Here is a 7442-nt window from a genome sequence, read left to right as displayed (position 1 = left end):
GACCGTGCGGCGGTACAGCATGGCATCGGCCTCCTCCGCTGTGCGACGGGGCGGCCGCGGTCGGTCCGCCCGGGCGGACCACGCGCGGCGCGCCGGCCTCCGCGCCCTTGCCGACTCGTCCACGCAGTCTTCCCTAACCATGACAGCACCGCGCCGCTCCGGCGACCAGTGACGTTCGGCCTGGCGGGGAGGCCGACGGTCCCGCGGCCAGGAGTGCGGCCGAGTGCGCGATAGATGCCGGCGACGCTGGGCGCCTGGCCCTTGCGCTTGCCGACGGGGATGATCGGGTTGCCCCCCTGACCGCTCACTCGGCGTCATTGAGCCGCGGGCCGCAGCCGCGAATACGCGACCCCCCACCATGCGACCTCACCCGTCCCAAGGCCGAGCCGGTCGGCCGGTCGATCCGTCCGTTCGCCCAGGAACTCAGTGGGCCGCCGCGGCTTTTCGGGGCAGCCACAGCCACATCAGGACCAGGCCGACGGCCAGGATCGCCGTTCCGGTGCGGAAGGCCAGGGCATAGCCCTCGACCAGGGCCTCCGGGGTGGTACTGCCTCCCGTACGGGCCGCCGCGAGGGTCGACAGGACGGCCAGACCGAGCGAACCGCCCACCGTGCGCGAGGTGTTGATCAGGCCGGAGACCAGCCCGGCCTCCCCCGGCGCGGTGCCGGAGGTGGCGAGCGCGGCGAGGGGGGTTCCGGCAAGGCCCCCGCCCAGCATCATCAGGATGCCGGGGAACATGATCGCCGTCAGATACGCGCCGTCGGCCGTCATCGTCGACTGCCAGGCGAAACCGGCCAGCGCGACGAGCGTGCCGAGCACGGCCACGGCACGCGCCCCGACGACGCGCATCAGCCGGGGCGCGGCCTTGGAGCCGACGACCACGGCGAGCGAGCTGGGCACCAGGGCGAATCCGGCCTCGAGCGGGGTGTAGCCGAGCACGTTCTGGGCGTAGAGGGTCATGAAGAACCACATGCAGAACATGGCGGCGCCGTTCAGGAACATCGCCCCGTTCGCCGACGAGACCGACCGCACCCGGAACAGTCCCAGCGGCATCAGCGGGGCCTTGGCCAGCGCCTCGACGAGGAGGAACAGGGCGATGAGGGCGAGTCCGGCGCACAGCGGCACCAGGGTGGGCGGCGCCGTCCATCCCTCGGCCTCGGTCTGGGAGATGCCGAAGGCCAGGGTGGCGAGGCCGGCCGTCACCAGCAGCGCGCCGGGCAGGTCGAGCCGCCGTCCGTCCCCGGCCCGGCTCTCCGCCAGCCACCAGGCGGCCCCGGCCAGCACCAGCACCCCGATCGGCACGTTGATCAGCAGCACCCACCGCCATGACAGAGAGTCCACCAGCACCCCGCCGACGAAACCGCCGGCCGCGCCGCCGCCCGCGCCGACGGCGGTCCAGGTCGCGATGGCGCGGGCCCGCGCCGGGCCCTCCGGGACCGCCGAGGTGACGAGGGTGAGGGTGGACGGCGCCAGGACCGCGGCCCCGAGCCCTTGCACCGCCCGCGCCAGCAGCAACTGCCAGCCTTCCTGGGCCAGCCCGCCCGCCAGGCTGGCCAGCGTGAACAGGCCGAGGCCGACGAGAAACATCCGCTTGCGGCCGTAGAGGTCCCCGGCACGGCCGCCGAGCAGCATGAACCCGGCGAAGGCGATGGTGTACGCGTTCACCACCCACTGCAGGCCCTGCTCACTGAGCCCGAGGCCGGTACGCATCGACGGCAGCGCGACATTGACCACGGAGACGTCGAGCACGACGAGGAACTGCCCCAGACACGCGAGCGCCACCGCCAGCCAGGGGGGCGGCGTGCGGCGACGGGATGTGCGGGCGGTGACGGCGGTGTCCGGGGCTTCGAGCATGGGTGTCATGGTCTCAACCGTCCGGTGTCCCTTGCATCGGGATTTTGCCGGGCGAGTCCTCGGTCTTCCGACTCAGGGCGGGCAGGAAGGACTCCAACGTCCTTTGGCACCGCGAGAGATGGTCCACGACGTTCGGTGCCCCAAGGGTTGGTCAAGAAATCGTTAGTGTGCCAAAGCATCGGAATAGTTGCCCCGGAACACAGGTTCCGTACGCACGTATCCGGCACCCCGTATCCCGTACCGATCCCGTGCCGACCTCACGCTTCGGCCTGGAGGCCCCTTTCCATGACACAGTCGGCGAACGACCGTCCCGCGGGCGGAGCGGGCAGGGCCCTGGTCCCGGTGCTCGCCTTCGCGGGCATCGTTGTCGCGGTGATGCAGACCCTGATCGTCCCGGTGATCAAGGATCTGCCGCGCCTGTTGGACACCACGCCCGGCGACGCCACGTGGGTCCTGACGTCGACGCTGCTGTCCGGTGCCGTCGCCACCCCCATCATGGGCCGTCTCGGCGACCTCTACGGCAAGCGGCGCATGCTGGTCGCCAGCCTCTCGGTCATGGTGGCCGGCGCCGTCGTCAGCGCGCTCACCAGCGACCTGCTGCTGATGATCGCCGGCCGTACGCTCCAGGGTGTCGCGATGGGCGCGATCCCGCTCGGCATCGGGCTGATGCGCGACATGCTGCCCCCGGAACGGCTGGGCTCCGCGATGGCGCTGATGAGTTCCTCGATAGGCGTCGGCGGCGGTCTCGCGCTGCCCGCCGCCGCGCTGGTGGCCCAGAACTCCGACTGGCACGCCCTCTACTTCGGCGCCGCCGGCCTCGGCGTCCTCGCCATCACCCTCACCCTGACCCTCGTACCGGAGTCACCGGCACGGGCGCCCGGCACCTTCGACCTGCCGGGCGCGCTGGGGCTGTCCGCCGGCCTGATCCTCTTCCTCCTGCCCCTCACCAAGGGCAGCGACTGGGGCTGGACGTCCGGGACCACGCTCGGCCTGCTCGGGGCGGCGGTCGTGGTGCTCCTGCTCTGGGGCCTGATGGAACTGCGGGTGCCCGCGCCCCTGGTGGACCTGCGCACCACCGCCCGCCGCGAGGTCCTCCTCACCAACCTCGCGTCGATCATGATCGGCGTCTCCTTCTTCGTCATCTCCCTGGTGCTGCCCCAGCTGCTCCAACTCCCCGCCTCCACCGGGTACGGCCTCGGCCGGTCGATGGTGGTGGCGGGTCTGTGCGTGGCGCCGCTGGGCGTGACGATGATGTTCACGGCGCCCGTCTACGCCCGCCTGTCCGCCCGCTACGGTCCCAAGGTCACCCTCGTCCTGGGTCTGTCGATCATCGGGGTCGGTTACGCCGGCGGTCTGGGCCTGCTGAACGCGGTCTGGGGGCCCGTCGTCATCTCGATCGTCATCGGCGTGGGCATCGGCCTGGCCTACGCCTCCCTGCCCGCCCTGATCACCGGCGCGGTCCCGGCCTCGGAGACGGGCGCGGCCAACGGCCTCAACACCCTGATGCGCTCGATCGGTACGTCGACGTCGAGCGCGGTCGTCGGAATGGTGCTGGCCAGTACGGCGAACACGGTGGGCGGGGTGGAGATCCCGAGCATGCACGGCTTCCGCCTCTCCTTCCTGATCGCGACGGCGGCGGTGGCCGTGGGCCTGGTCCTGGCCCTGTGCATCCCCGGCCACCGCCCGTCGAACACTCTGCGGCTGCGCGCGAGCAGTGAGGAGGACGCCGACCTGGAGCGGGCGGAGCAGGCCCTGCGCGGGCCGGTCTCGGCCTGAGCGGCGGTCCGCCGCCACTCCGCGGTACTCGCCGGTACCCTGACGAACCGCACGGCGGGCGGTACGGCAGCATGGGCACCCCGAGAGGTGCGCCCCAAGACATGCACCCCGAGGCATGCACCCGGAGCCACAGCCCCGAGCCATGCACCCAGGACACACGACCGAGAGGACGCCGGACCGATGCCCACTCCGACGCCGACTCCGACACCGACGCCGACTCCGAACCCCCCGGCGCCGGGGCCCGACATCCTGGCCGCGTTCGAGGCGGCGAAGGGCTTCATGCCCGTCGGTGAGGGGCTGGCCCTGTACGCGGCGGCGGTCGAGGCGGGACGGCTGGGCCTCCCCCTGCTGGAGGTCGGCACCTACTGCGGCCGCTCCACGATCCTGCTCGCCGGTGCCGCCCGCGAGGCCGGGGTCACCGCGCTCACCGTGGACCACCACCGGGGCAGCGAGGAGCAGCAGCCGGGCTGGGAGTACCACGATCCGGAGACGGTCGACCCCGAGCTGGGCGTGATGGACACCCTCCCCGCCTTCCGCCGCACGCTCCACCGGGCGGGCCTGGAGGACCACGTGGTCGCCCTGGTCGGCCGCTCCCCCAAGGTCGCGGCTCTGTGGAACTCCCCCCTCGCCCTGGTCTTCATCGACGGCGGCCACACGGACGAGCACGCCACGGCCGACTACGAGGGCTGGGCCCCGCACGTCGCCGAGGGCGGACTCCTCGTCATCCACGACGTCTTCCCCGACCCTGTCGACGAGTTCACCGGCCAGGCCCCGTACCGCGTCTACCTCCGCGCCCTGGCCTCGGGCGCCTTCACGGAACTCCCGGCGACGGACTCGCTGCGCGTCCTGCGCCGTACGGGAGACGGGATCTGAGACGAAGGCCGCCCGTCCGGACGATCAGGACGATGGCGGGCGCGGGCGGCCGTTAGGGTGGCTGCGTGTCGTACACAGGGCCCGACTTCGATCCGCCACCGTCCCGCCGCTTCCGGCGTGGACCGCTGACCGTGGCGCTCGCCGCGCTCGTGCCGGGCGCGCTGCTCGGCTGGGCCGTCTACGCGACCGTGGGCGGGTCGGGGGACGACGGGGGCGACGCGAGCACGTCCGCCGGAGCGTCCGCCTCGGCCTCCTCCCCGGCACCGTCCTCCGCCGACGCCTCGCCGTCGAACGAGCCGGGCGGGTCGGGCGAGTCGGACGGCAAGAAGCCGAGCGCCTCCCCCGGCTCCGGCTCCGCGTCCGCGTCCTCCTCCCCGTCCGCGTCCGCCCCTGCCGGGACCGGGCCGCTCAAGGGGAAGGTCGTCGTCATCGACCCCGGGCACAATCCGGGCAACTTCCGGCACACCGCCGAGATCAACCGCCAGGTGGATATCGGGACGAATTCCAAGGAGTGCGACACCACCGGCACGTCCACCAACGACGGTTTCAGCGAGGCGAAGTTCACCCTGGACGTCGCCCACCGGATGCGCGCGCTCCTCGAGGAGCAGGGCGCCACGGTGAAGTTGACGCAGGACGACGACCGGCCGTTCGGGCCGTGCATCGACGAACGGGCGAAGATCGGCAACGAGGCGAAGGCGGATGCCGTCGTGTCGATCCACGCGGACGGTTCGGGTACCGGGAACCGCGGTTTCCACGTGATCCTTCCCGGCCTCGTGAACTCCGGCGCCGCCGACACCCGGGCCATCGTCGAGCCGTCCCGCGATCTCGGTGCCCGCATCGCGGGCAACTTCGTACGCGTCACCGGCAACGCGCCGTCCAACTATGTGGGCGGCGGCACCGGTCTCGTCACGCGTAAGGACCTGGGCGGTCTCAATCTGTCAACGGTTCCGAAGGTGTTCATCGAGTGCGGCAATATGCGCGATAGCAAGGACGCGGCACTTCTGACCAGCGGTGCCTGGCGGCAGAAAGCAGCGCGGGGAATTTCCGAGGGAATGGTGAGTTTCCTGCGCGGGTAGGGGTATGTGCGCTGATCCGGGCGGACAGCCCAATCGCGCGGACGATAGTGTCGTTCCCACGATGAGGGGTCACCCCCGCGCTTCACACCGGGCCCTGAGGGCGACGTGGTGACAGCGACGCCTCTGCCGACGACGAGACGACCGAGAAGGACCTGAAGTGAATATCCGCTCCCTCACTCGAGGCGACGGCGTGGTGATCGGAGCAGCGGTGTTGCTGTTCATCGCGTCGTTCCTCGACCTCTACTCGATCGACGGTGCTCCCGACAACATCATCCCCAGCCTGTGGGGAAGCGGCCCGGTCGTGCTCGGTGTCGTGCTGGCGGGCATCATCGGCGCGGCGCTCGTCGTCGTGTCCCGCGGACTGCCTCAGCCGCCGAAGGTCGTGGGCCTGGACCTCGGCCAGTTCGGCGTCGCGTTCACCGTCTTCGCCGCCTGGAGCGCGCTCGGCAACGTCTTCGACCCGGCCAGTGGCGTCAACAACCTCACCAGCGGTTCATCCTCCGACGGGATCGACTCCGGTATCGGCCTCATCCTGGCCCTCGTCGCGACGCTGGTCATGGCCGCCGCCGCCGTCGCCACCCCGCTGGTCCCGGCCCTCAAGGGTGCGCTCGTGCCGGCGGCCCGTCCCGCCGCTCCGCAGCCCTACGGCGCCCAGCCGCCCGCCGGTTACGGCTACCCGGGTGCGCAGCAGGCCGGCTTCGGCGGTCAGCCTCAGCCGGGCCAGCCCGGCCAGCCCGGTCAGTCGTTCGCCGGCCAGCAGCCCGGTCAGCCGGCCGCGCCGCCCGCCGGTGGCTTCTCACCGTTCTGGTTCGCGGTTCCGGTGCCCCGGCCGCTGTTCCCGGAGGACGGTTCGCAGACGCCGATCGCCGAACTGGCCCCCGGCACCTGGTACCTGGCCGTCGAGCAGCGCGGCCCGTCCCTCGTCGCCCAGACGCAGGACGGCCGTCGCGGGGTCCTTCAGGACACCTCGGGCATCCAGCGCGGCTGACCCGCTCCGCATCCGCATCACGCGCGACCCCTCGCCCTTCCGGGCGGGGGGCCGTTGTCGTACGGTCGACGCCCGCGCCGGCCGGGGGCACCGGCCGAGCTGAACGCGTGAATTCCCGGCCGGAGGACCGGCCGACCCGTCGGCACCTGCCCGGTCGTCCGGGTTTCGATCGCGGTTTCGGGGCCAGACGGACACCATGTCCCCACGAACTCGCAGTGGTTCCAGCTCCGCAGGGACGGCCGTCGCGGTGATCGCGGACATCATGGCCGCCATTCTCGGACTCTGGATCTTGATGTACCTGTTGGACGCCAACCGGGCCAATGACCTGGTCCAGTTCGTCCATGACGCGGCCAACTGGCTGGCCGGCTGGTCGCGTGACCTGTTCACCTTCGACGAGGCCTGGGCGCGGGTGGTCGCCGGATACGGCCTGGCCGCCGTGGTCTACCTCTTCATCGGCCACGCCATCGCCAACAGCCTCCACCGGCGCTGACCCACACCCCACACGGCCCCCGCCCCTCCCCCTCCCCCACGCCCCGACCCACCGAGCGACTGGCCGCGTGATCAGGGGGCCTGGGGGCGTCCCCCGGAGAACACAGCACCTTCGACGAGGCCTGGGCCCGCGTGGTCGCCGGATACGGCCTGGCCGCCCTGGTCCACCTCTTCATCGGCCACGCCATCGCCAACAGCCTCCACCGGCGCTGACCGGACCTCCCCAGGCCCTCCGCCCACGGCCCGTCCGGCTCACCGGCCGCGTGATCAGGGGGCCAGGGGGCGTCCCCCGGAGAACACAGCACCTTCGACGAGGCCTGGGCCCGCGTGGTCGCCGGATACGGCCTGGCCGCCGTGGTCTACCTCTTCATCGGCCACGCCATCGC

At 72.0% G+C, this 7442-nt stretch carries 6 protein-coding genes; 5 read left to right on the top strand and 1 reads right to left on the bottom strand.

Translation table 11 applies throughout. The features are described from left to right. Window positions 1-423 precede the first annotated feature (423 nt). Window positions 424-1863, bottom strand: a complete 1440-nt coding sequence (locus tag ACFP2V_RS31590; protein ID WP_381218706.1) for an MFS transporter — start codon at window positions 1861-1863, stop codon at window positions 424-426. Window positions 1864-2139: 276 nt separating this feature from the next. Here ACFP2V_RS31590 and ACFP2V_RS31585 point away from each other — a divergent pair, with 276 nt between their 5' ends. From ACFP2V_RS31585 to ACFP2V_RS31565, 5 genes are all read left to right on the top strand, one after another. Beyond that, window positions 2140-3630 (top strand): MFS transporter, encoded by a 1491-nt coding sequence (locus ACFP2V_RS31585; RefSeq protein ID WP_381218705.1) that lies wholly within the window; start codon window positions 2140-2142, stop codon window positions 3628-3630. Window positions 3631-3810: 180 nt separating this feature from the next. After that, on the top strand, window positions 3811-4503 hold the full coding sequence (locus ACFP2V_RS31580; RefSeq protein WP_381218704.1) for a class I SAM-dependent methyltransferase: 693 nt from the start codon (window positions 3811-3813) through the stop codon (window positions 4501-4503). Between the two features lie 65 nt (window positions 4504-4568). Further along, window positions 4569-5579, top strand: coding sequence for an N-acetylmuramoyl-L-alanine amidase (locus ACFP2V_RS31575; protein WP_381218703.1), 1011 nt, complete (start codon window positions 4569-4571; stop codon window positions 5577-5579). 157 nt (window positions 5580-5736) lie between these two features. Further along, entirely contained in the window at window positions 5737-6567 is an 831-nt protein-coding gene (locus tag ACFP2V_RS31570) for a hypothetical protein (protein ID WP_381218702.1), read from the top strand. Between the two features lie 196 nt (window positions 6568-6763). Further along, window positions 6764-7057, top strand: a complete 294-nt coding sequence (locus ACFP2V_RS31565) for a hypothetical protein (RefSeq protein WP_381218701.1) — start codon at window positions 6764-6766, stop codon at window positions 7055-7057. Window positions 7058-7442 lie beyond the last annotated feature (385 nt).

Source organism: Streptomyces incanus (assembly GCF_042656345.1).
Taxonomy (GTDB): domain Bacteria; phylum Actinomycetota; class Actinomycetes; order Streptomycetales; family Streptomycetaceae; genus Streptomyces; species Streptomyces incanus.
The sequence above is the reverse complement of the archived record's forward strand: the minus strand, read 5'-3'. Positions and strand labels throughout refer to the sequence as shown.